General features: G+C 40.4%; 20 protein-coding genes. 9 read left to right on the top strand and 11 right to left on the bottom strand.

The genetic code is table 11. The features are described 5' to 3' along the window. Positions 1 to 11: 11 nt before the first annotated feature. Entirely contained in the window at positions 12 to 1,073 is a 1,062-nt protein-coding gene (locus KZC02_RS23315) for a nitronate monooxygenase family protein (RefSeq protein ID WP_221390878.1), read from the top strand. A gap of 42 nt (positions 1,074 to 1,115) precedes the next feature. Next, positions 1,116 to 2,060: a carbon-nitrogen hydrolase family protein gene (locus KZC02_RS23310; protein ID WP_221390877.1), complete on the top strand. Its 945-nt coding sequence runs from the start codon at positions 1,116 to 1,118 to the stop codon at positions 2,058 to 2,060. Between the two features lie 51 nt (positions 2,061 to 2,111). On the opposite strand, the gene KZC02_RS23305 is transcribed toward KZC02_RS23310, so the two are convergent. The 6 genes from KZC02_RS23305 to KZC02_RS23280 all read right to left on the bottom strand — a co-directional run bounded on the left by KZC02_RS23305 (position 2,112) and on the right by KZC02_RS23280 (position 8,826). After that, complete coding sequence (locus KZC02_RS23305) at positions 2,112 to 2,942, bottom strand: AraC family transcriptional regulator (protein WP_221390876.1); 831 nt, start codon at positions 2,940 to 2,942, stop codon at positions 2,112 to 2,114. Between the two features lie 58 nt (positions 2,943 to 3,000). After that, positions 3,001 to 3,579: a hypothetical protein gene (locus KZC02_RS23300; RefSeq protein ID WP_221390875.1), complete on the bottom strand. Its 579-nt coding sequence runs from the start codon at positions 3,577 to 3,579 to the stop codon at positions 3,001 to 3,003. Between the two features lie 179 nt (positions 3,580 to 3,758). Continuing rightward, positions 3,759 to 4,226: a hypothetical protein gene (locus tag KZC02_RS23295; protein WP_221390874.1), complete on the bottom strand. Its 468-nt coding sequence runs from the start codon at positions 4,224 to 4,226 to the stop codon at positions 3,759 to 3,761. A 222-nt stretch (positions 4,227 to 4,448) separates the two neighbouring features. Continuing rightward, entirely contained in the window at positions 4,449 to 5,486 is a 1,038-nt protein-coding gene (locus tag KZC02_RS23290) for a sterol desaturase family protein (protein WP_221390873.1), read from the bottom strand. 25 nt (positions 5,487 to 5,511) lie between these two features. Then, positions 5,512 to 8,544: a carboxypeptidase-like regulatory domain-containing protein gene (locus KZC02_RS23285; protein WP_221390872.1), complete on the bottom strand. Its 3,033-nt coding sequence runs from the start codon at positions 8,542 to 8,544 to the stop codon at positions 5,512 to 5,514. Between the two features lie 54 nt (positions 8,545 to 8,598). After that, positions 8,599 to 8,826 carry a hypothetical protein gene (locus KZC02_RS23280; protein ID WP_221390871.1) on the bottom strand — a complete coding sequence of 76 codons (228 nt, stop codon included), beginning with the start codon at positions 8,824 to 8,826 and terminating at the stop codon, positions 8,599 to 8,601. A gap of 292 nt (positions 8,827 to 9,118) precedes the next feature. Here KZC02_RS23280 and KZC02_RS23275 point away from each other — a divergent pair, with 292 nt between their 5' ends. Then, positions 9,119 to 10,114 (top strand): helix-turn-helix domain-containing protein, encoded by a 996-nt coding sequence (locus KZC02_RS23275; protein ID WP_221390870.1) that lies wholly within the window; start codon positions 9,119 to 9,121, stop codon positions 10,112 to 10,114. Between the two features lie 3 nt (positions 10,115 to 10,117). On the opposite strand, the gene KZC02_RS23270 is transcribed toward KZC02_RS23275, so the two are convergent. Continuing rightward, on the bottom strand, positions 10,118 to 11,122 hold the full coding sequence (locus tag KZC02_RS23270) for a hypothetical protein (RefSeq protein ID WP_221390869.1): 1,005 nt from the start codon (positions 11,120 to 11,122) through the stop codon (positions 10,118 to 10,120). Positions 11,123 to 11,343: 221 nt separating this feature from the next. Here KZC02_RS23270 and KZC02_RS23265 point away from each other — a divergent pair, with 221 nt between their 5' ends. Next, positions 11,344 to 12,885: an MFS transporter gene (locus tag KZC02_RS23265; RefSeq protein ID WP_221390868.1), complete on the top strand. Its 1,542-nt coding sequence runs from the start codon at positions 11,344 to 11,346 to the stop codon at positions 12,883 to 12,885. 168 nt (positions 12,886 to 13,053) lie between these two features. Here the strand turns inward: KZC02_RS23265 and KZC02_RS23260 are convergent, their stop codons facing one another. The 4 genes from KZC02_RS23260 to bshA all read right to left on the bottom strand — a co-directional run bounded on the left by KZC02_RS23260 (position 13,054) and on the right by bshA (position 15,964). Continuing rightward, entirely contained in the window at positions 13,054 to 13,296 is a 243-nt protein-coding gene (locus KZC02_RS23260) for a DUF4834 family protein (RefSeq protein ID WP_221390867.1), read from the bottom strand. Positions 13,297 to 13,449: 153 nt separating this feature from the next. Beyond that, a complete protein-coding gene (locus KZC02_RS33125) occupies positions 13,450 to 14,121 on the bottom strand; it encodes an FAD-dependent oxidoreductase (RefSeq protein WP_310590363.1) in 672 nt (223 codons plus the stop codon). Between the two features lie 16 nt (positions 14,122 to 14,137). Continuing rightward, entirely contained in the window at positions 14,138 to 14,770 is a 633-nt protein-coding gene (locus tag KZC02_RS33120; protein ID WP_310590362.1) for an FAD-dependent oxidoreductase, read from the bottom strand. 57 nt (positions 14,771 to 14,827) lie between these two features. Next, on the bottom strand, positions 14,828 to 15,964 hold the full coding sequence (bshA, locus tag KZC02_RS23250; RefSeq protein ID WP_221390866.1) for an N-acetyl-alpha-D-glucosaminyl L-malate synthase BshA: 1,137 nt from the start codon (positions 15,962 to 15,964) through the stop codon (positions 14,828 to 14,830). A 194-nt stretch (positions 15,965 to 16,158) separates the two neighbouring features. Here bshA and KZC02_RS23245 point away from each other — a divergent pair, with 194 nt between their 5' ends. The 5 genes from KZC02_RS23245 to KZC02_RS23225 all read left to right on the top strand — a co-directional run bounded on the left by KZC02_RS23245 (position 16,159) and on the right by KZC02_RS23225 (position 20,762). Continuing rightward, the gene (locus KZC02_RS23245; RefSeq protein ID WP_221390865.1) at positions 16,159 to 17,040 is read left to right on the top strand and encodes a geranylgeranylglycerol-phosphate geranylgeranyltransferase; all 882 of its coding nucleotides are present in this window, start codon (positions 16,159 to 16,161) and stop codon (positions 17,038 to 17,040) included. 177 nt (positions 17,041 to 17,217) lie between these two features. Next, complete coding sequence (locus KZC02_RS23240) at positions 17,218 to 17,913, top strand: hypothetical protein (protein ID WP_221390864.1); 696 nt, start codon at positions 17,218 to 17,220, stop codon at positions 17,911 to 17,913. A gap of 109 nt (positions 17,914 to 18,022) precedes the next feature. Then, positions 18,023 to 18,601, top strand: a complete 579-nt coding sequence (locus tag KZC02_RS23235; RefSeq protein WP_221390863.1) for a phosphoribosylglycinamide formyltransferase — start codon at positions 18,023 to 18,025, stop codon at positions 18,599 to 18,601. Between the two features lie 47 nt (positions 18,602 to 18,648). Beyond that, the gene (locus tag KZC02_RS23230) at positions 18,649 to 19,578 is read left to right on the top strand and encodes an EamA family transporter (protein ID WP_221390862.1); all 930 of its coding nucleotides are present in this window, start codon (positions 18,649 to 18,651) and stop codon (positions 19,576 to 19,578) included. A 107-nt stretch (positions 19,579 to 19,685) separates the two neighbouring features. Further along, positions 19,686 to 20,762, top strand: a complete 1,077-nt coding sequence (locus KZC02_RS23225) for a hypothetical protein (RefSeq protein ID WP_221390861.1) — start codon at positions 19,686 to 19,688, stop codon at positions 20,760 to 20,762. Positions 20,763 to 20,817 lie beyond the last annotated feature (55 nt).

Here is a 20,817-nt window from a genome sequence, read left to right as displayed (position 1 = left end):
ATCTAACTACAATGAACTGGAACAATGAATTAACCCGAATATTAAAGATAAAATACCCATTGGTGCAGGCCCCGATGCTGGGTGTAACTACTCCCGAAATGGTAGCTGCCATATCCAATGAAGGTGGTTTAGGATCGCTTCCAGTTGGACTTTTGTCTCCGGAAGCAACACTGGAATTAATACAGAAAACCAAAACTTTAACAGACAAACCTTTTGCAGTAAATCTGTTTGCACACGAGGTACCGGAAATTGATATTCATGCCGCCGAAATTTTAAGAAGTAAAGTTTCAGAAATAGGTGATAAGTATAGCATTAAGTATGAACCGGTTGATATAGAAAAGATCAGATATTATTCCTGGCGTGAGCAAATTGAAATACTGATCCGGGAAAAAGTTCCTGTGGTAAGTTTCACTTTCGGCCTGATAGATAAAGATAGTATACAGCAACTGCATAAAAATGGCATAATTATTATTGGAACGGCAACTTCTGTGCGGGAAGCAATACATCTGGAAAGTATTGGAATTGATATTATTACTGCACAGGGAATAGAAGCAGGAGGCCATCGCGGAACATTTTTAGAAGATGAACCAATACCGCAAGTCGGTACTTTCTCATTGATCCCTCAGGTTGCTGATAAAGTGAAACGGCCAATCCTGACTGCCGGAGGAATTATGGACGGAAGGACTTTTAAAGCAGCATTAATACTTGGCGCACAAGGCGTTCAGGTTGGTACTGCGTTTGTAGGAAGTGATGAAAGCCTGGCGATAGATGCTTACAAAAAAGCGCTGATTGCAAGCCAGGATACGGATACCGTTTTAACCTGTGCATTTTCAGGAAAATTGGCACGTGGTATCCGTAATACCTTTCATAACGAAGTGCAGGGCTTGGATTTTACATACCCGCCCTACCCGATTCTTAATACATTTACAGCTCCAATCCGTATAGCATCACAAAAAAATAAAAATAAGGAATTCACAACGCTTTGGGCCGGGCAATCTGCTTCAATGGCAAGACTGAAACCCTCAGCCGAAATTTTTCGTGCATTGATAGCAGAAACAGAGCAATTGGGTTAAATAAAATCGGGCGGGCATAAACACAAACCAAAAAATTTTAGAATGCAAAAAATAGTTAAAGTCGGGGTGGTACAAGCTACTCCTGCGCTTTTTGATATTGTTAAAACAATTGAGATTGTTTGTGATTGGATAGAAAAAGGTTCGAAAGCGGGTTGTGAGCTGTTACTTTTTCCCGAATCTTTTATTCCATGTTATCCAAGAGGATTGACATTTGATGCTGTTATCGGCAGAAGAACAGAACACGGACGTGAAGTCTGGCTGGATTACTGGCAAAACAGTTTGGACATATCGTCCGAACATATAAATAAAATCAGCCAGGCCATAAAAAATGCAGGTATGATGGTCGCTCTTGGTGTTACTGAAAAAGAAACGCTTGGAGGATCACTCCATTGTTCCTTACTGTATTTTGGAAAAGATGGTACTTTAATTGGGAAACACAGAAAATTAAAACCAACCGGATTAGAACGCTACATCTGGGCAGAAAGCGATGGCTCGACTCTGACCACTTTGGATACCAGTCTGGGCAGAATTGGCGGGTTAATTTGCTGGGAAAACTACATGCCGCTTGCACGTATGTCCATGTATATGAAAGGCGTTGAAATTTACCTTGCCCCTACAGCTGATTCAAGGGAATCGTGGCAGGCAACGATGCTGCACATTGCTTTGGAAGGCCGTTGTTTTGTTTTAGCGAGTAATCAGTTTGTCAAAAAATCAGATTATCCTGAAAGATACCAGCATGAATTAACCGGTGAGGCTGAAATTATATGTGCCGGAGGGAGCGTGATTATCTCACCTATGGGAGAAATCCTGACGGGTCCGTTATGGAACCAGGAAGGATTATTAACGGCGGAACTTGATTTTTCTGTTCTTGCCAAAAGTAAAATGGATTTTGACTGCATTGGCCATTATGCGCGGCCGGATGTATTCGAATTCAGTGTAAACAAGCAGCCTGAATCTGTTAGAGTAAATGAGCGGGCAATTAATTGAACAAGCAAGATTTGTATATTCCAACCAACCAATTTCAAATTGGCAGGAAATTTAGACAGGATTTGGCGAAAGGCTCACTGAAAGGCTCGAAGGAGGATAGCCGAACCATTGTTTGAAAGCATAAGAAAAATGAGAAAGATTCTCAAAACCTACTTCCAGGTAAACATCAGACGTTTTTTGTTTCTTTTCTGCCAACAGGAAATGCGCTTGTTCAAGGCGTTTCTGCAACAGCCATTTTTGAGGTGAAGTATTAAATATGTTTTGGAAATCCCTTTTATAAGCCGCAAGGCTTCTTCCCGTCAGGAAAGCAAACTGGTCATTGGAAATATTGTACGAAAAGTTTTTCTGCATGAAACCCGCCAGATCAATTTTACCAGGCTCAGCAAAATCAGATATTATATTTTCGGCTGTTTTATCAATTTTCCTGATAATAGACATGGCTTCGCGCATCTTCATTTCCGTAAGTTCCTCTGGTAAAGTTTCAGAAAGTTCGTAATAGGGTAAAACGGAATTGAACAGGCTATCCAGCAGAGGATGCCGTTCCATTGACCTTACTTTTAAAACATTTGGTAACTTATCAGGAACAGGATGTGTGGTGTAAAAATCCTGAAGAAATGTTTGTGTAAAAAAAATGCTGATGGATTTGAATGCTGTTGATACTCCGGGAATTTTAGTGATTTTAGCCAACGTGTTTTTGCTGAACAGTACTGTATTTCCTTCTTCTATAATATAAGTTATATCAATACCAGCCACTACCAGTTTGCCTGAATATACATGCGTAAGCACATGCTCGCCGGAAAAGTGTTCTTTCACCTGATATTCCTTTTCAGTACAGGAAAAGAATATTTCTGATTGCCTGATGTAGTTTTGATTTTCAGTCATTATTAGTTTTGAAAATACGAAAAAAAATGCCTGACCATGAACAATGAAAATACCAGGATTAAATTACATCAACATCGGCAGTAGTATGCAGCAATTTAACATCACCTCGTAAATCCATCATAAAACAGTGAATATTGATTTCTTTACCAAATTTTTCCGCCAGACTATCTTTCGCCGAATGCAGTTCTGCTTTCCGTACCGGGAAATAAGCTTGTAAAAGATCCGATAATCTTAACGAGTATTTACTGTGGTCTATTAATTCTTTTTCTGCGCCTTGGATGTCATAATCACCCAGATCATCTTTAAAAAATGCTCTGTATGCACCGCAATTCTGATGTTCCATAATATAAATATCTCTGATGTCATGCAGGTCTATGGCTATATCAATATGATTAAGTAGTCCATTTTTCCAGCCATAATATTTACTGTTATTTTTCAGGTCATCTTCCGGTTCTGCTGTTTCAAAAAGTGCACCGATGGACGCCCCTGCCATTACATACTGATCATATCTGTTTGTGAGATTTTCATGCTCCATAAAGTGAACAATATTGTCCAGCAACCTCAGATCCATACAGCTGATCAGCAGGACATTATATTTTGGGATCTGATAACCAATGGGATAATTTCTTGCGCTCATTGAAAAATCGTTTTAAAGATTGAATCGCTAAAATAGTAATTAAATTCTGATCAAATATCGCACTGACGTTGGTTAAAAATACGATTTAGATTGAACATAAATTTACTCCAATTGGTAATAAAGAAATATTGTCAAGGCAGGATTTCATTCCCACACTTAAAATCAATTACGAATACTAACTAATAAGCCAAACTGTATATAATAATAAGGATTACTCCCAAAACAGCTCCCGCAAAACCCAGTATTATTCCTGTCACCGATTTACGTTTTGCGGAAATGACAACGGGTTTTTCCTTTCCGGGATAACCACCTTTAAGATAGTTCCTGATCTTTTTCAAACCATTAAATCCTGAAACCAATGCTATTACTCCAAGCAACATTCCCAAAATAAAAAATACCGGTGACTCAAACACAGTCGAAGCTACTAAAAGTAAGCCTATAGGTGCACTCAGGGCGGACAGTGTTCCGGTTATTATAGAAGCATTTGCATTTTTATTGCCGGATTTGACCGTTTCCAGCATTTGCTTATTTGGGATCGTATCACATACAAAAATTCGCATAGAGTATGCTTCATTATAAAAGCCGGAAACTACAACGAGCAATATCAAATACAGAAGTGCTTTGCCGGTCATTATTGAGTGCGTCATGACAGATTTTGTTTAAAAAGAATATTATTTTAAAACCGGGATTTCGGTTGGTAGAAAAGAACGATTTTAACCAAACAATAGAAATGATAAATGAGAGAAACAGTCAGCCAGAATGGCCTGTTGGTAAGATCACAAAAAGAAATTAACATGGCTTCCGTAATAATAACCCGTAGGATTTCGGAAGTAAAAAGCCAGGGCTTTGATTCGAGAATACCACTCCAGTTAATGATCAGGTACCATAACAGCATACTGCCGGCAATTCTTTGCCACACGGCCCAGGTGGTATCCGGACTGATAGTCTGGAAGCATTAAAAATACTCCGAAAACAGCACTTAGAATTAAATATGATTTGGAACCAGGGAAGGCTATAGTTTGTAACCTGACGTGGTTTTGCACAGTAATTTCTTTCAGGGGTGGCTTTGTCGGCAGATTGGCCGGCCTCCATCCCAATGGCATAAACCATATCCTTAACTTATCCCACCAACGCTCGGCATCCAAGGCATCCTTCCACAAAAGGAGGTAATAATGAAAATTGATAATAACCGGATTCGATGTCTGGGCCTTTCCGTACATACCATAAATTACCTTATCCGTTTCCTCTTCATAAGTTCCAAACATTCGGTCCCATATAATCAGAAACTCGCCATAATTCTTATCCAGATATTTAAAATTAACACCATGATGAACCCTGTGATGAGAAGGTGTAGTAAAAATAAATTCAATCCATCCCCAAAGTTTGGGAACCAGTTCGGTGTGATGCAAGAAAGCTATAAACAGATGAATGGCAGTCATGATGTAAATATCCAAAGGCCTGAAACCAATAATGGTGAGGGGCCAAAAGAATAAAAATGAAAATAATCGCTGGGTTACACTGGCACGTAATGCCACAAAAAAATTCATTTCTTCGGCGCTGTGGTGCGGTGAATGTGCTGCCCACATAATGTTGATCTTATGTCCCCAGCGATGGACCCAGTAGAATATAAAATCGATGCACAAAAGCAAAACCAGATAAAAAAACCAGTACATCGGAATATGCTCCACCAGTCGGTAATGCTGCCACAAAAACCCGTAACCGGTATATACTCCCGCTGCCACCAGTACATTCACAGTCTGGTTTCCGATTGCAGTTCCAAAATTGGTGATTGCTTCAGGAAATGAAATGTAGTCTTTTTTGAAATACAGGCAAAGCCCGGTTTCAACGATTATAAAAAACAGGGCCAGCGGTGTAAGAACCGTATAAATATTTGACAATGAGATCATAAACAAACAATTTATCTGATTTGTTTCAATTTAATAATTCATCAAAGCTGATGGAAACGTAATATGAAGAGCCAATATCCGGGCTTCCATAAGCCTGGAAGTATGTCTTTCCAAGCAGATTAGTACCTCCCAGTTTAACAATTGATTTTATTGAAGGCACTTTTAAACTTACCTGTGCATCCAGGTTTCCGATGGCCGGAACCATCGTATCTGAAAATAAAGGCACATTAGTACCCGATGGCAAAACAAAACTCGATTCCCATTTAAAAGCCTGCTGATACCGGTAGGCAATATTAAATCCTACTAAATTATTACTTGTAATGCGTTTGCCGAAATTGAGATTAAACCGGTATTTTGGGGAATTAAACTGCGAATACTGAACCTCGGGGGAGGGCGTAAAATCGGATAATTCATTATTAGCCAGATTACCACCAATATTAAATCCTCGTGGTAAGGAATAATTCAATCCGATCGCAAAACCTTTGGCTGTAATGGTTTCTGTGGTATTGACTGTCCTTGAAAATGCCTTAAAATTACCGGCTCCGATACCCGACTCAATTGGCAAGCCTGGTGACGCTGCCGCTGTTGGGACAAGAATGACCGCCCCGCCAATGAAGTTGGTGTATTTACTCACATAGTAATAAGCGTCAATAAATAACCTTTTGGCTATCAATACTTTATAACCAATTTCATAGGAAGCAATCCGTTCTGGTTTGAGCCTGACAGCCTTGTACTTCGGCAACTTTGCCAATGCAAATGCAGGAGACAGCTGTACTACCAATCCCGGTAATTGTGCCTGAAGAGCGCCAGGTAAAGCACCTTGCACACCCGCTTTTACAGCAGCATTTATTACAGCAGGATCATTGGGGATCTGCCCGGCTGCAACGGCATCATTCACCTTTTGGGTAACTACGTCGGTCACGGCTTTGGTAATGGCAGCTGTTCCGTAAGCTTTGGCGCTTTCTACAATCGACGGATCATTCTGAATCGTTTTAAGGATATTTTCACTTGACAGATTTTGTCTCAATATTCCATTTGCCAGGTTATAGCGGCTATCAAATTCAGGCAAACCTCCAATCAATGTACCCGAAGGTGTTTTTAAGTCTATATATTGATTTTGAGTAGTTGGAATGCGGAAGCCAGTTTGGTACGAGAGCCGGATATGATGATCGCCAAAGGTAGACACAGCTGAAATACGGGGTGTAAATTGTCCGTCAAAATTCTCGTTTTTATCATATCTGATGGAACCTGTGAGTTTCAAATGATTGCCCAGCAAGGTCTTTCCCGCCTGGACAAAAGCACCGAATTCTTTAATCGGGATGGTGCCGCTCCTGCCATCCTTAGTATCTGCAAAGAGTGTTCCTTCCGAACGGAGCTGATATAACCGGAAGTTGGCGCCTGCCACTAATTCCAAAAACCGGATTTCATTTTTGAAATTATAAAAACCTTCCGTATGATACAGATTTGTCCTGTCAGCAAAACCTCCTCCTCCATCTGCAATTGGCATATTCCGGTATTTGTCAAGAAGTTCGCGGTAAACCTTCGTACCTGGCTGTGGCATTCCTTCATCTGCAACCGGGCGAGCAGCCAGGTGTGCCTGCTCTTCTGTCATACCTTTTGCCCGCGCTGCCGCAAATGCCCCGGTATATTGCCCGAACCAGGTTGCGTGAGGTTTGAATTCATTGAGCATAGATACCGCAGCAAGACCTGCCAGATACGATTGCCCCGAACGCTCCTGGGTAGTGTAGGCTCGTATCATAAAGTTATCGGCCCGGAGTTCAAGTTTGATCTGTGTCAGATTAAAATTACGGAAGGAATATCGACCTGTCGCCGTATAGGCAGTAGTTCCATATCCATAATTGACCTGCGCAATTGCCTCAGCTCTTTCATTGATACGATAATGAAATGCCGCATTGGCCTTGAAACTCTTGGTATTGTAATCTAATAAATCCTTTTCCCTGTAACCGGTTCTGCTCACAAATGCCGAAGGTACCAGGTCAACTGCAGCCTGTGGAATAAGCCCGTTAGCTGCCAATGTTTTAGCAACAGAATTGATATTTGTCTGAACTTCGTCACCATAAGAATTAACCCCGTCATAATCTGGATCCGTTCCTGAACCGCGCCGCGAATCTGCATTTCCACCAACATTCAGGTTTTTGAAATTGGTAGCCTGCCAGTCCTTTGCTTTGATATAGGAAAGATTCACTTTGAAGGCAAACCTGTTGTTAAAAGCTTTGGCATACCGGATCATCCCGTCCATAAAAGGTGTGGTAGCTGTTGACCGTTTCGATTCATGCATGATCCCGGTTTTAATACCTGCGCTGATCCCCTGGTACAAAAAGGGATTTTTACTGTTCATCAATATCAGTCCGTTTATGGCATTGGGGCCATACAGCGCCGAAGATGAACCTGGCAAAACCTCTACACTTTCAACATCAAGTTCGGAAATACCAATAATGTTATCCAAAGGAAAATTCAGTCCCGGTGCCTGGTTATCCACACCGTCGATGAGCTGTACCGTTCTGGGATTTCCGGTAGCGCCAAATCCCCGCATGTTAACAGACTTAAACAATACACCCTGGGTTGCCATATCAATTCCTTTCAGACTGGAAAGCGCATCATAAAAATTAGTAGACGCAGTTTCACGAATCCCTCGAAGGTCCAGCTTCTCAATCGCTACGGGTGACTTTATGACACTTTCTTCTATCCGGGATGCCGACACCACCAGTTCTTGACCGGGAATGGCCTGCTCCGACAGCCTGACGTCGATATGTGACAATCCACCAGCCACAGGAATTTCCCGGCTCTCAAATCCTACCGAAGAAATTACAAGAATAAACGGAGGTTCAGAAGTGGTTGTCAGGCTGAAATTGCCATTTGCATCGGTGATTGTTCCGGTAACTTTACCCTTTACCTGAATGCTGACGCCAACAAGTGCCGCATTTTTAGAAGCTTCGGAAACAGTGCCCGTAATTTTGATCTGGGCATTGGCCAGGGTGCTGAAAAGTATTATCAGCAGGATACAGCCAGTATTTGACTTCGTAACAATGTTGTTCATTTTTAAAGTTGATTAACAGTTATAAAGAATTTTTCGCACAAATCATGATTGCTATCAGAAAAAGGAGAAGAGGTAATGAATCTGAATCATTGACGAAGGTGCCTGCAATGCGCTGGTTCTCAATTCGTATGCAGGTTTCAAACAAGCCGGTTCGGATATTTCCTGGTTAGCTATTTCACTGGCCTGGGACAATTGGAGCATGTATTGCGAAGTTCTTTTCAACTGGCCGTTAAATTCTTCCAAAATTCTTGCGTGGATGGTGCTGCAGCTGACGTTTTCCATTTTTGATTTGTTTGAGGTTTGAGCTATTCTTATTCAGGTTTTCGGGAATTCCTTCCTGGAAGTGGGCTACCTTGGCTTATGTCCCATTGCCGAATCAAAACTAACGGACGGAAAACGTCTTTAACAATTGGATAATCAGGCAATTATCTCAGTTTTTGCAGAAAATAAGAATACCAAATGCGTTTTATGCAACAAATCAGTAACTGGCGGCAGAAATTACCTTAAAATGCTTATTTTCAGGTAATTTTTACGAAAACCTAGTTATAACCCTCGTCATTAATACTAAAACTTTATGAATGCCGGGCAAATTCAGCATTTACTTTTTCAGGAAATCCGTGAACAGATACCACGATACGTTTCTTTGGCAGATTCAGTCGCAGAGCTGCTCGAAATCAGTGCTGACAGCGCGTATAGAAGGATAAGGGGCGAAAAACCAATAACTCTGGAAGAATTACAAAAACTTTCGGTTCACTATAATCTGTCAGTGGACCGGTTGCTGCATTTGCATAATAAATCTTTTATATTTCAGGGCCATTTGATGGATGAAAACGATTATGATATTGAAAAATGGCTTGTTAACCTAAGCCAAATTATTCAGTACGTCAAAATTCAGCCTCAGCACCACATCTATTACCTTGCGAAAGATGTGCCGTTCGTATACCCACTTCAATTTCCGGCACTTGCTGCCTTCAAGGATTTTTTCAGAAGAAGATCGCTGATGCCACCCAACCAGACCCGGGGAATTAAATTTTCAGTTTCCGACATTAATCCGTCGTTCAGTGAAACAGCGGCGCGAATAGTTAGTATTTACAATACCATTCCGAGTACGGAAATATGGAGTTCTGAAAGCTTTAACAGCATACTCAAGCAGATACAATTCTATCATTACACCAGCCAGTTTGCGTCCGACAGAGATACACATTATTTGTTTGACACTATCGAAGTAATGATCAACCACCTGGAACATCAGGCTGAAATTGGTGTAAAATATACATATGGCGAAAAACCGGAAAAAGGAGCAACAAGCTACAATTTATTCAATAATGAGCTGTTTATAGGAGAAGATACGATTCTTGCAGATTTGGGGGAAAACAAGATCACCTTTTTAAACCATAGTTTTATCAATTATATGACCACTATGGATGAGGCATTTTGCGGATATACGTTCAAGGCGATCAAAAATATAATTTCCCGCTCTACGCCAGTTAGCTGGTCAGGCGAAAAAGGAAGAAAAATGTTTTTTAACGGGCTTAAAAAAAGACTTGAAGAAGCTCGTAAGCTTAAATAATCTTTAAGACGCATTTCTTGCCCGGTTTATTTTAGACCGGACGCGGTTGAAAAAATTAACCCTTCCTTTTTCATTCACATTATTAAGCTGTTCCGATTTCCGCATCATATTCTCGATTCCTGAAAACATATACTCGTTGAATCTAACGTCCTGCGTGGAGATATAATTAATGACGGAATGGTTCAAAAATGTAAGCCGGAAACTTGTGAAATCGGCAAGAGCTGTATTGTTTCCAAGAATTAGTTCATTGTTAAACATTTGGTATGATGCGGTGCCGGACTCAAAATCACCTCCAAAAGCAAATTTCACTCCATATTCTGCTTGTCTTTCCAGATGATTAATCAACTTTTCCAGTGCATCCCACAACAATGTCAACTCTGTTTTAGAATAGAACATTTCAGAATCCCTGTAAAATTCAATTTGCCTGATCGTACTATTGATACTCTCCGCATTCCATATTTCAACCGTAGATATCCTGTTATAAACCTCAACAATTTTCTCGGAAAGTTGTCGGCAGACTGAATCTATCCGGCCAATTTCGAAACGGGAGCCGCGCATTTCTTCATACTGGAGAATTGATTTTTGCCAGAAAAAAAATTTAAATGCAGCCAGTTCGGGAGTTTGAAAAAAATGTGCTAACGGAAGATCTTTTGCCAGATAATACAATTTACAGTCACTGTAATTAGCCATAAACTCAAACTGGCTGAGTACGTTTTCCAGCCATTTATCCAGAATATGATCCTGGGCATTTGCAAGTTTTCCATTAAAAATAAAGGAATCTGCTTTGAGGTTCAGTAACTTATCTACTGACACCTTAAAATGTCTGCTTAATATCCCTATTTCTCCAAAACTAATTAATTTTTCTCCACGAATACGCCTGTAAGCACTGTCATTGCTAATATTCAGAATATCCGCAATGGCGTCTACCAACGCGATGTGAGACGGAAGATTAGCTCTGATCTGGCTGAAAAATTCTGATTGTACAGATATCTCATCGAGCTCAATCATAGACATATAGGCTGATATACATTTCAAATTAAGACTTAATTAGCTGATTTCTGCATGAAAAAAAATAAACTTATTAACCGGACAGCTCCATAAGAAAGATGCTGTTCCGCTCTTTGTTAATTCCTAAAAAAACATCTCTAAATTAAATTTCAAATCAACCTAAACTGTCCTACATTTGGAATAATTTGACTTACACAACTTTCTAAAAATAAATTGTAAACATGGCATCTGTAACAACACCAGTGGCAGAAGTTGCTGACACCAAACCTCAGCTTCGGTTCTGGGATATCTGGAATATGAGTTTTGGGTTTCTTGGTATTCAATTTGGATTTGCACTACAAAATGCGAACGTCAGCCGGATCTTCGAAACTCTTGGCGCCAAGGTGGACGATATTCCGATTTTATGGGTTGCCGCTCCTTTAACCGGGCTAATTATTCAGCCTATTATTGGTTATTTCAGCGATCGTACCTGGACCAGGCTTGGCAGGCGAAGGCCGTATTTTCTTGCCGGCGCTATTATTGCTTCTTTATCATTGCTGGTAATGCCCAACTCTCCATCGCTATGGTTTGCTGCCGGCATGCTGTGGCTGCTTGATGCTTCCATTAATGTAACTATGGAACCTTTCCGGGCATTCGTTGGTGATAATTTACCATCCCGGCAACGCACATCCGGCTTTGCCATGCAGAGTTTTTTCATTGGTACAGGTGCAATTGTGGCGTCATCCCTACCCTATATTTTCACAAACTGGTTTGATATTTCCAATCAGGCAGCTGAGGGAATTGTACCAAATTCGGTGAAATGGTCATTCTATCTTGGTGGGTTTGTTTTCCTGCTGGCAGTAATCTGGACAGTGGTAAGATCCAGGGAATATTCACCCGAACAGCTTAAATCGTTTTCACGGAATAACCTGGAAGATTCAGTCGTAGAAGTACACGGCGTTTCGAAATCAGGGCAGGATAAAATGATCCGGCAAGGACTCATATTCTCAATAGTCGGATTGGTTCTGACGGCCTGGTTAATGACACAGGATCTGAACAAAGAACTTTATATATTTTCAATCGGGATATTGATTGTCGGTATTTTATTCGTCGGGGCTGGCTTGGTGGCAAAAGGTGGAAATGACCATTCAGCATATGTAACGATCATGAGTGATTTACAGCAAATGCCTCCTACCATGAAGCAGCTCGCTGTTGTTCAGTTCTTTTCATGGTTTGCACTTTTTGCCATGTGGATTTACATGACATCTGCTGTTACAAGCCATTTGTACGGAACCTCTGATACTACCAGTAAGTTGTACAATGACGGTGCCGACTGGGTTGGTTTGTGCATGGGTGTTTACAATGGAATTGCGGCGCTGGTTGCATTTATTATACCGGTTGTGGCCAGTAAAACCAGCCGGAAATTCACACACATGATATGTCTGGCAGCCGGAGGTTTAGCATTATTATCCATTTATTTCATGACCGACGCCAGGTATCTGATGTTATCCATGGTGGGAATCGGTATTGCATGGGCTTCTATTCTATCAGTTCCGTATGCCATGCTGGCAGGATCTTTACCTTCCGAAAAAATGGGTTACTTCATGGGATTATTTAACTTCTTTATTGTGATTCCACAAATCGTCGCAGCTGCTTTACTTGGCTTTCTGATCAAATCTTTTTTTCAGGGAGAATCAATCTATGCGTTATTAATCGGAGGTTTTTCCATGATCATCGCCGGATTATTGTCGTTGAGAGTGGACGATGTGGATGATGGAAAGTAGCTTATTGGCTTTCGGCAGTCGGCTTTCGGCCCCTATTTCGTGACACATTCTAAAATAACGTTTTATAAGAAAAGCCGGGAATCGTTCGAAACCCGGCTTTTAATTTATATCTATCATTCAGTTATAAAGCTCTGTGGACTTTAAGCTATATAACTGTGAACTTCCTTTCTACTTCACTTCCTCATAGTCCACGTATTCGCCGCCTTTGAAACGCGATTGATTGATATCCGGAGGAATATTTTCTACTCTGACACCCGTCTGTTTTGCCCGTTGCTGCTGTGCGCGATATTGCCTTTCCTGTTCTTTTACCAACTTCCGGCCTACCAATAAATGAAAAATAAATCTTCTGAAAAACGGTACAAACGCAATCAGGAGCATGAATATGAGCAGAATATTAAATAACAGTTTCATCTTTCAAAAGTTTATTGCCTACATACATAACGCAAACCTACCACAAATAGCACACGAATATAATAAAAACCTGTTAAATGATATAATATTAAGTTGAGTGGTTAAAGCCGGATACGAACGGATATTGTTTTGGTTAAATAATGATATTCTAACCTAGACAACCTCAGTGTTTTTCTCTTCCTTATTAGAAATTTGTTCTATTGTCTTTGATCTCAAAATCAACCTTAAAGACTGATCGTAAGTTACATAGTTCCAAACCCAGTTGATCAGCGTCATAACCCGGTTTTTCACTCCAACAATAGAAAGCAAGTGAACAAACATCCAGGTTAACCATGCAAAAAATCCCTGAAATTTCCAGAAAGGAAGATCTACCACCGCCCTGTTTCGTCCAACCGTAGCCATAGAACCAAGATCTTTGTAAGCAAACGGAATTGCTTTCCTTCCGTCCATTACTCTCCAGACATTACGGGCAAGCGCTTTGCCCTGCTGCATGGCGGGCTGTGCCAGCTGAGGATGTCCGTTTTCCCATTTACCTTCACTCATGGAAGCTACATCTCCCAGTGCAAAAATATTGTCATAACCCTGGACACGGTTGTAAAGATCGACTTTAATACGTCCGCCGCGCACAATTACCTCCGGATTAAGACCGTTCAGCGGATTCGCTTTTACACCTGCCGCCCATACCAGATTATCCGATCTAAGCCTTAAACCCTGTTTGGTTGTAACATATTTTCCGTCAAATCCGGTGACAACCTGTTCCGTATGAATAATGACACCCATTTCTTCCAGATATTTCCGGGACGTTGCAGAAGATTCTGCAGACATTACGCCCAGCAAGTCTTTAAGCTCCTTCCAAAAGATGAATCTGCATCGATTTAAAATCCAGTTCAGGATAATCTTTTGGTAAAATATATGACCTCATTTCTGCCAGCGTACCCGACAACTCAACACCAGTTGGGCCGCCGCCGACTACCACCACGCTCATCAAGCCTTCGCGTTCATCATCAGAATTGGCAGACAATGCATCTTCAAAATTTTGCAGGATACGGTTCCTTAGTGCAAGCGCTTCGGAAACAGTTTTCATGGGAATAGCCCGTTGCTCAATTTCCTTCATACCAAAATAATTGGTACTTGCACCAGTTGCAATCACCAGATAATCATAGGTAATTTCACCAAGATCAGTTTGAACCGATTTCCGGTCGGGATTAACACTATGGACTTCGGTAATCCGGATATGTACATTTTTCTTTGACTGAAATACCTTTCTTAAAGGGAAAGAAATAGAACTTGGCTCAATACCAGCCATTGCAACCTGATAAAATAAAGGCTGAAACTGGTGGTAATTATTGCGGTCAATGATTACCACCTGTAAATCTTCCCTTTTTGCAATTTCCCTCGCCAAAGCCAGTCCCCCAAAACCAGCTCCGATGATGACAACTCTTTTATAATTTGTATCCGGAATGTTCGGTAGCATATTGAGATATTTTAAGTTAATGCCTTTCAACACTACTTAAAAATATCATACCCAATGTCAGACAGGCATCTTACTATTTTCTACAATACGCTCATAATAAGCCTCATAGTGAGGAAGTATTTTGGCTACATCAAATTCTTTTGCCCGCGCCAAAGCATTTGCCTTAAACATTGGCAAATTGTCATCATTTAACACAAAAGCTGCATTTTTGACCATATCATCTACATCACCCACATTACTCATAAATCCGGTAACGCCCTGTACATTTAATTCAGGCAATCCGCCGGCATTGGATGTAATACATGGGACTTCACAAGCCATCGCTTCCAAAGCGGCCAAACCAAAACTTTCTGATTCAGAAGGCATTAAAAACAAATCGGCTACCGAAAGAACCTCTTCAATAGCATCCAGTTTTCCCAGAAAGCGTACATCGGAAAGCATATCCAGATCCTTACATAAACGTTCAATACGCACGCGGTCCGGACCGTCGCCTACCAAAAGCAGCTTGCTTGGCAAAAGCTTACGTAATTTGCTGAAAATCATAACGACATCATCAATCCTTTTTACCTTACGGAAATTGGAAGTATGTACAATAAGTTTTTCATTGTTCGGACAAATAGCCAATTTGAAGTGATCTTTCTTTTGTCTGTTAAAACGATCCAGATCAATAAAATTCGGAATTACTTCAATATCTTTTGTTACGTTAAACTGGCTGTAAGTATCCCTTTTCAAAGAATCGGATACAGCCGTAACTCCGTCCGACTGATTGATACTGAACGTTACAACAGGCTCATAAGAGGGATCTTTTCCTACTAAGGTTATGTCTGTGCCGTGTAAAGTGGTGATCACCGGAATATGGATTCCCTGTTGTGCAAGGATCTGTTTGGCCAGATAAGCAGACGAAGCATGCGGAATTGCGTAGTGAACATGAAGCAGGTCCAGTTTTGCAGTTTCAACAACCTGTACCATATGGCTGGACAAAGCTGATTCGTAGGGTGCATACTGAAAAAGTGGATACGTAGGTACGTTTACTTCGTGATAGTATAAATTCTCATTGAAAAAATCTAATCTTTGAGGCTGTGAATAAGTAATAAAATGAACCTGATGTCCTACTTTTGCAAGAGATTTACCAAGTTCGGTAGCCACCACTCCGCTTCCTCCGAAGGTAGGATAGCATACAATACCAATTTTCATAATTCTTTTTTCTGATCGTGGTGAAATAGTAGAAAATCAATCGGGAACAACTTCTTTTTTTAATAGTTGACAAACGACTAACACGAAAAGAATGGATTTTATCCCATACAATTGCATAAAGATGTTATTTATTGACGTTAATGCTATAAAATGAATAATTTTAATCTCTTGACTTCCTTTTTGAACTAACCTCCATGAATGTGTCTGCCCGTCCAAAAGTGACATTACGGGATTTTATAACAGGAAGTGTGCGCCTTGTGCGTATGACTAATCTGGTCATTGTAGCTATTACACAATATCTCACCAGAATTCTATTAATCGGACCGAGAGCTGACTGGCGGCACATTATTGCCGATCCGGATATGTTCTTTCTGTCCCTTTCAACTGTTTGTATTGCTGCCGCCGGATATATAATCAATGATTATTTTGATGTCAAAATTGATATAGTGAATAAGCCGGAGCGTGTCGTGGTGGGCAGGTATCTCAAACGGCGATGGGCGATGGGTGCTCATCAGGTGCTTAATGTTTTTGGTGCATTGCTTGGCCTGCTTGTCAGTCACTGGGTATTTCTGATCAATGTTTTTTCGATCACATTATTGTGGTTTTATTCCGAGCGTTTTAAAAGAAAGCCATTTATCGGCAACTTTATTGTTTCTCTGCTCACTGGTTTCAGCCTTCTCATTCTAACGGTTTATTTCCCGGCAAACCGTCATCTGGTATTTATTTATGCAGTCTTTTCCTTCTTCATTTCACTGATCCGGGAAATAATCAAAGACATGGAAGATATTCGTGGAGACGCGGCACATGGCTGTCGTACACTTCCGATTATCTGGGGAATCCGAAGGACAAAAACATTTTTGTACAGCGTGGTGTCCCTGTTTGTTGTCACACTCTTTCTGATGGCCAAAGTGCTCGAAAATAATTTGTTGAGTATTCTGTTCATATTATTACTACTTCCGATTGGCTGGCTCGTTTTCAGGCTAATGAAATCAGATACACGCCGTGATTTTAAAGAACTCAGTACCTTGTGTAAGCTTATTATGCTTTTGGGCTTGCTTACGATGATCTGGGCCTGAGAATGGCTTTCGGTCGTTGGCATTCGGCTTTTGCCGGTGAATGTAAACGTATTCCTATTACCGTTTAGTAAAAACTAAATCTATAAGTTAACCTAAATTAGTTTTCGTCAGGATGATCTGATCGAAAGCTATATCTTTACGCTGCACTATCTAATAATCAAATTAAAACTTACTAAAATGATAAAGAACTTTTTACTTAGTTTCTTGTGCCTGCTTATTTTTTCTGCTTCATCACAAGCGCAGGAATGTATGGGAATGACTTTAAAAGCCGGCAGTGGATTTGATATGGATAGTTTTGACGGAAAGGGAAAACCATCCGGCAAAATGACTTACAGAATTGCAAGTGTAACTAAAGAAGGAAGCAATTCCATCATTACCATTGACTTCGAATCCTTTAATACAAAAGGTAAATCGGAATTGAAAAACACTTATAAAATGCGCTGCGATGGCAATTCTCTCACACTTGACGCCAGTTCGCTGATCAGTCAGGAGCAGTTAAAATCGTTTGAAAATTTTCAAATGAAATTTACTTCCGAAGACATTGTGTATCCCGTAAAATACGCTGTCGGGCAAAAACTGAAAGATGCTTCTCTCAAAGGAGAAGGTGCATCCGGCCCGTTGAAAATTACGTTAAACATGCTCATATCAAACAGACAGATAGAAAGTCAGGAAAAACTGACGATTCCTGCCGGCTCGTTTGATGCTTATAAAATAACGGCGGATATGCTGATGGAAACCAAAATGGGATTGGGCGTCAAAATGGACATGCATACCATTTCCTACCGTACACCGGGTATTTTATGGGATTTAAAAACAGAAACTTACCGGAAAGGTAAACTGATAGCAACGACAGAACTGACCAAAATCTATTGAAGTACTTTTCTCCGGTTTTATAAATTCACTTTCAATCGGCTTCCTGCATCCCGGGAAGCCGTTCTTTTTTATAGCTTTGCCAAACTTTGAAAATAATTTACAAATTACAATGATACGTATTGCCATTTTTGCATCCGGTTCAGGTTCAAACGCAGAAAAAATAAGCGAATATTTTGCAGAAAAACCAAATGTGGAAATTTCACTGATACTGACTAACAATCCACTGGCCGGTGTAATTATGCGTGCCAGAAAGCTGCATATTCCGGTTGTGATTTTTGATAAAAAAACCTTTTACGACACAGATAGAATTCTGCAATTGCTCCAAAATGAAAAGACAGATTTCATTGTGTTAGCCGGTTTTATGATGCTGATTCCGGATTTTCTCGTAAAAGCTTATCCTGAAAAAATCGTAAATATTCACCCTGCCTTATTACCAAAACACGGAGGCAAAGGCATGTACGGACATTTTGTACATGAAGCGGTGGTAGCAGCCAAAGAAACGGAATCTGGTATTACCATTCATTTTGTAAATGAACGGTACGATGAAGGAAACATTATTTCACAGATAACCTGTGAGGTTTCAGCAACTGATACGCCGGATGACGTTGCAAAAAAAGTGCAGGTATTGGAGCATGAAAATTATCCAAAAGTGATTGAAGAAGTTATCACAAAAATAAAAACCGACTAATTGCCCGTTAACCGTTACCCCTTAACCGTTAACCACCCTTCTATCCTATGCTCAACTTCATACTCTCCGTCCTATTCACTGTTGCCCTGTATATGATCATGCGGGCTTATCCGCGTTACAGGATCAATTCCTTCCATGCCATTGTTTTCAATTATTACTCCTGCGTACTGACCGGGCTTTTCCTGACGCCGGATCTTCATGCATTTACCAATGTCGATTGGAGTTCCGAAGGCACAATCCTTACACTGGCTTTGGGAACTATGTTTGTGATTGCATTTATGTTTATCGGACTTACGGCTCAAAAAGTAAGTGTTACAGCAGCCTCCCTGGCAGGAAATATGTCACTGGTCATACCCGTACTTTTTGGCCTGTTTATTTTTAAAAACAACAATAAGGATTTTACTTTCCTCAATTATACAGGATTGATCCTGGCATTGGCCGCACTTGCGTTAGGTGCCATTCAAACTCAGAAAAAGGACATTGTAAAGGAAATTATCGTTGAAAAAGATCAGCCTAAAAATTTCACATCACTACTCTGGCTTCTCCCCCTGCTTACTTTCTTTGGCAGCGGGACTAATAATACACTTATCAATTATTTATCCTCAAAATATTATGCAGCCGGGCAAACAACTGTTTTTATGATTATTGCGTGTACCGGTGCCGTTCTGATCGGATCAGTTTTGCTGATTTATAAGGTTTTGTTTAATAATGAAAAAATTGAATTACGCAGTCTTATTGGCGGTTTGATACTGGGCGTCCCCAATTTTTTGTCATTGTACTTCCTGTTACAAGCCTTATCAGACTTTGGAAATAGTGCGGCTTATGTTTTCCCTATTTATAACATTCTCAGCATGTTAGTTTCTTCTTTTGCTGCATGGATCATTTATAAGGAACAATTAAATAATTACAACAGGCTAGGACTGACATTAGCAGTAGTGGCAATTATTTTGATTTCTTACCAGGAACTAGGTTTATAAGAGTTTAACGCAGAATCAAAGCAGTTAGGCCCAGAGTTCACAAAGAAAAAAGCAGCGAACTCTGTACTTAACTCTCTTAACTCAGCGTTAACCCTTACCTTTGTTCCATGATCAATACAGCATTACTTCGCATTGGACAGCCCAAATCTGTTCTTAACAAACGCCAAAAAGAATTCAATCAACTTTCTGAGAAAATAGAACAACTGGACCATTTGATTCCTGAACTGAAAAGCGCAAGGGACCAAATCATCCAGCGCATTCCAACTGACCTTAATCCACTGGTAATGGAATTTCAGGCTTTCAGAGTTGAAATGGTTAACCTGATGGATCGCACTTATACAAATGACCTGTTCAGGAACGCATATCAAACCAAACTGGCTTACCTGATTACTGAAAATGCGTTTGATCTTATTGCCAATTATGGATTTGACGAACTGAAAGCCGTTTACAATAAATACAGCGAAGTTGACATTGAAACGGCACTTGAATATGCCACACAAAAATCCGCTGAGAAAATCACTGATCCTGCATTTTTGATTGAACAGGAACCGGAAAGACAGACTGAATTTCCTGAAAACTTCCACGAATTACCAGAAGAGGAGCAGCAGCGTATCAAAGAAGCGCACAGGACCGAAAGATTGCAGGCGCGTATTCAGGAGGCAAAACTGAATATGGACAAGCAAAAAACAACCAAATCTGTTCGGACCGTTTACATGGATCTGGTGAAGGCTTTTCATCCTGACCTGGAAACCGACGAAAACGAAAAACTGCGAAAAACTGAAATTATGCAGCGCGTTATCGGAAGTTACCAGAATAACAACCTTTTGGAACTGCTTAAATTACAAATTGAATTTGACCGGATTGATCAGGATCATCTTGAAAACCTGACTAAAAACCAGCTCAATTATTACAATAAAGTATTAAAGCAACAGGTTGAAGACCTGGAAATTGAAAAGGAGATGATACAAAAGGAAATCTCGTCATTATGCGGACTTCCATACCAGCATGCCAATTCACTGACCACAGTTATCGTCAAATTCAATACCAATGTAAACGAAGTAAAAGCCGAGATCAAAAATATTAAGATCATTCTGAAACACTGGCAAACGCCTTCTCAGTTGAAAGCATACCTGAAAACCTACCAGATTCCAAATGAAGAAGAAATGGATATGGGAGACGATTGAGGATAAAAAGACTGAATAATTCTTTATCTTAAAAATCCATTTACTAAACCTGCAC

It is taken from the genome of Dyadobacter sp. NIV53 (genome assembly GCF_019711195.1).
Lineage (GTDB): Bacteria > Bacteroidota > Bacteroidia > Cytophagales > Spirosomataceae > Dyadobacter.
This window is presented reverse-complemented; position numbering and strand designations above follow the sequence as displayed.

Bases quoted from the DNA above. Each gene is read 5' to 3' on its own strand.
- KZC02_RS23275 (WP_221390870.1), top strand. From the start codon at position 9,119: ATGAATGCCGGGCAAATTCAGCATTTACTTTTTCAGGAAATCCGTGAA.
- KZC02_RS23300 (WP_221390875.1), bottom strand. From the start codon at position 3,579: ATGAGCGCAAGAAATTATCCCATTGGTTATCAGATCCCAAAATATAAT.
- KZC02_RS23235 (WP_221390863.1), top strand. From the start codon at position 18,023: ATGATACGTATTGCCATTTTTGCATCCGGTTCAGGTTCAAACGCAGAA.
- KZC02_RS33125 (WP_310590363.1), bottom strand. From the start codon at position 14,121: ATGTCTGCAGAATCTTCTGCAACGTCCCGGAAATATCTGGAAGAAATG.
- KZC02_RS23305 (WP_221390876.1), bottom strand. From the start codon at position 2,942: ATGACTGAAAATCAAAACTACATCAGGCAATCAGAAATATTCTTTTCC.
- KZC02_RS23285 (WP_221390872.1), bottom strand. From the start codon at position 8,544: ATGAACAACATTGTTACGAAGTCAAATACTGGCTGTATCCTGCTGATA.
- KZC02_RS23315 (WP_221390878.1), top strand. From the start codon at position 12: ATGAACTGGAACAATGAATTAACCCGAATATTAAAGATAAAATACCCA.
- KZC02_RS23245 (WP_221390865.1), top strand. From the start codon at position 16,159: ATGAATGTGTCTGCCCGTCCAAAAGTGACATTACGGGATTTTATAACA.
- bshA (WP_221390866.1), bottom strand. From the start codon at position 15,964: ATGAAAATTGGTATTGTATGCTATCCTACCTTCGGAGGAAGCGGAGTG.
- KZC02_RS23260 (WP_221390867.1), bottom strand. From the start codon at position 13,296: ATGAAACTGTTATTTAATATTCTGCTCATATTCATGCTCCTGATTGCG.
- KZC02_RS23280 (WP_221390871.1), bottom strand. From the start codon at position 8,826: ATGGAAAACGTCAGCTGCAGCACCATCCACGCAAGAATTTTGGAAGAA.
- KZC02_RS23240 (WP_221390864.1), top strand. From the start codon at position 17,218: ATGATAAAGAACTTTTTACTTAGTTTCTTGTGCCTGCTTATTTTTTCT.
- KZC02_RS23225 (WP_221390861.1), top strand. From the start codon at position 19,686: ATGATCAATACAGCATTACTTCGCATTGGACAGCCCAAATCTGTTCTT.
- KZC02_RS23310 (WP_221390877.1), top strand. From the start codon at position 1,116: ATGCAAAAAATAGTTAAAGTCGGGGTGGTACAAGCTACTCCTGCGCTT.
- KZC02_RS33120 (WP_310590362.1), bottom strand. From the start codon at position 14,770: ATGCTACCGAACATTCCGGATACAAATTATAAAAGAGTTGTCATCATC.
- KZC02_RS23295 (WP_221390874.1), bottom strand. From the start codon at position 4,226: ATGACGCACTCAATAATGACCGGCAAAGCACTTCTGTATTTGATATTG.
- KZC02_RS23270 (WP_221390869.1), bottom strand. From the start codon at position 11,122: ATGATTGAGCTCGATGAGATATCTGTACAATCAGAATTTTTCAGCCAG.
- KZC02_RS23230 (WP_221390862.1), top strand. From the start codon at position 18,649: ATGCTCAACTTCATACTCTCCGTCCTATTCACTGTTGCCCTGTATATG.
- KZC02_RS23290 (WP_221390873.1), bottom strand. From the start codon at position 5,486: ATGATCTCATTGTCAAATATTTATACGGTTCTTACACCGCTGGCCCTG.
- KZC02_RS23265 (WP_221390868.1), top strand. From the start codon at position 11,344: ATGGCATCTGTAACAACACCAGTGGCAGAAGTTGCTGACACCAAACCT.